Below are 2,961 nucleotides of genomic sequence, written 5' to 3' on the forward strand. Positions count from 1 at the left end.
GCATTCACCATGTGCCCACCCACAGCACTGGCAAAATGACCTAATCGCGATACCTCTAGCGCAAAATCATGTACCCACTCATGAAAAGCGTCAGCACCCTCCCCCCGCCATTCGACTCGACCTGCCTGGCCCCTGAGATACCTCCCCACCTCCACGATCTTCGGACCCGCGTCACCAAGCGCATTCCCCGCACCAGCCAACTTGGCCGGATCAGAACCCTGCAACATCGCATGCAAACCTTCGAGGGTCTGCCCCTCGAACTCCCCGTTGCTCCCCATCCCCCGCCTCCTCTCTCATTACCGAGGTGAAGCTACCGACAACGACAGCCTCTCTGGAATCCCTGCTGACCAAACCATCGGCTACGCAGTCGTCTGCGACCTACGAGCCCGCGCGAAAAGGAATGCCGTTACGGCAACTACCACAACACCCCCACCCCCCAGCAAAACCCACAAGAACCCAGAGCCCCCACTCCCACCTCTATCAGAAGCAGCACCATTCACCGCACGCCGAACATCCTCCGGGCCAGCCCCGACCTCAACACCCTTACTCGGCGACGCAGACTGAGCCGAAGATGAGCCACCCCCAGAGCCCGTCTCTTCTCGCGGCAACAACGGATTGACATCGGGATTCCCCGGATCCCCCTTACCGTCGATCAACACCTGCCCCGGCCGAATAATCCCGTACCCGATATACGGACTCGGCACCTTGCCCTTCGGCTTACTCGCCGTCTGCATCATCACGCGAAGAACCTGATTACCCGTCCAAGTCGGATGCTTAGACCAAATCAGCGCGGCCGAGGCGGAGGCCAGCGCCGTGGAGGCGCTAGTGCCGGAGTTTTGGCACATCTTCTGGCCATCCGCACACCTGCCGGGAATATCCACACCTGGGGCTGCGAATTTCACCTGCTGTCCGTAAGTGGAGAAGCGAGCCACCTTGCCCGACTGATCGACCGCCCCCACCCCTACGACTCCAGGGAAAGTGGAGGGGTATCTAGGAACATTCCCCTTGTCGCCATCATTTCCTGTCGCCGCAAAAATTACCAAGCCTTTCTTGATGGCGTATTCGACAGCATCTTCCATCTGCCGTCTATGACGGTCAAGCGTTCCCGTTGCAGTTTGCGACAGGTTAATGATGCGTGCTCCGTGATCTGCGGCGTACCGAATAGCCGATCCCCAGTTCTCGCCGCCACCGAACGCTACGGCCCTGTATCGCGTCTGTAGCGACATGATCTTCGCGCCCGGGGCCAACCCCTGTACACCGCCCGAACTGCCTGACCCGGCAATCAAAGATGCCATGGACGTCCCATGGCTATTGCCATCCCCACCATCCGATGGCGGAGATTTCACGAAGCTCTTCCGAGTCGTCACTCTCCCCCGCAGCTCAGGAACCGGGTCCACTCCCGAGTCAATCACGGCGATGGTCACACCTTTGCCCCTACTCACAGGCCACAGCTCTTCTGCGCTCATTGCGTCAAGATGCCACTGACGACCATGTGAATCGTCAGCAGCCACCGGCTGAGCCGCCAACCCCAAACAGACCCCCAAGGCAGAAAGCAGGGTCGTGCCCCGCCAACGGCTCAGCCGAAAGGACATCACGCACATTCTCCAAATGTCAGCAGCGAGTAGGCTATTCAACTACCGGCGGAACCGTATCCCGACCCAGAGGCCAATCGTCTCTACCATCCCGCTCACTACCATCGGGGTCGGATTGCCGAGGTGTCCGCCCTGAACCCTGGGTAGAATTCGCCCCTCGGATCAGTCCACTTCCACCTGGTGTAAAGCAAACCCCGCGCGCCAGCTCTCTCCGCTGCGCAGCCGTCCCGCCCGGTTCAAAAGCCAAGCCCAACCCCCGTCGGTCACGAGCAGCCCCTCGCTCTCCGCCCATGCCACCAGCAGGCATGCCGCCGCCGACGCCCGAGAACGGCGCCCGAACCTGGCTTCCTCGCCCCTCTTCGCCGACAACCGCCCCTCGCGGCGAGGCCCCTTCGGCCATGACCGGGGGACCCGGTGAGTGCGGGCCGGCCTGACCGTGAGCGCGACGGCCCGTTGAACCGTTCTCGCCTCCGGGGGAAGCAGTTCCGGGCACGCTTCCTCTTGCTATGGGTGCGCGCTCTTCTCCGACGACCGATCCACGGGGTGATCGAGAACTTGCAGGCGAGTCACTCATGTCGCGAGGTCGGCCACCTGAGATTCCCGGCAACCGAGGTGCTGGTGATGAGGGCGCTGGAAGAAATGGCCGTGCTGTTGTCACTAATTCGCCGGAAGGCACACGTGGCGTGTAAGCGTGCCCGTCTGGACGGAGGTCCGGGATCTGAGGCTTCGAAACAGGGCCTACGCGAGACGGCAGCACGGGCACCGCTTGCTCCGCGCTGTCTGTTGACACGCTCTGGGAGGGAACGGGCGGCTGCGAACCGCGGTCGTCTGGGTGCTGCGACCTTGCCATTCCATCGAGGCCCAACCCCACGTGACTGCTCGGCATCACTTCAGGACTTACGCCATGGGCTGCCGGACCCGCGGTCTGCTGATTCACACCCTTCGCCAGAGCGGTCTGGGAGGGATTTACCTCCGATCCCGTTGACGCCTGTCCTCCATTAGGCGATTCACTGCCACGGTGCGCATCAGGGCTGTATGCCGGGTCATCGATGGGAAGTAACGTGAACTCCGGCTCCCGCTCCGCCCCCATATCCTCCCGGGCCGCCCGATAATAAGAAGAAAGCCGCTCCATCTGATGAATGGCCTGCTGAAGCCTGGTCGTACCATCAGCAATGAGCGCCTTATCAGCGTCAGGATCCCCATGCGCCTTCTCCGCATCAACGGGCTTCGGCACCGCGGCCTTCGCCTCCGTCAACGCCTGGCCTGCATTCACCATGTGCCCACCCACAGCACTGGCAAAATGACCTAATCGCGATACCTCTAGCGCAAAATCATGTACCCACTCATGAAAAGCGTCAGCACCCTCCCC

At 61.7% G+C, this 2,961-nt stretch carries 1 protein-coding gene and 1 pseudogene; both read right to left on the minus strand.

The features are described 5' to 3' along the window. Positions 1-278, minus strand: a pseudogene (locus tag AAHZ94_RS31900) (hypothetical protein); the annotation flags it as partial. Between the two features lie 81 nt (positions 279-359). Next, positions 360-1,601, minus strand: coding sequence for a S8 family serine peptidase (locus AAHZ94_RS31905; RefSeq protein ID WP_349997197.1), 1,242 nt, complete (start codon positions 1,599-1,601; stop codon positions 360-362). Between the last annotated feature and the right edge of the window lie 1,360 nt (positions 1,602-2,961).

It is taken from the genome of Streptomyces sp. HSW2009 (assembly GCF_040240285.1).
GTDB lineage: Bacteria > Actinomycetota > Actinomycetes > Streptomycetales > Streptomycetaceae > Streptomyces.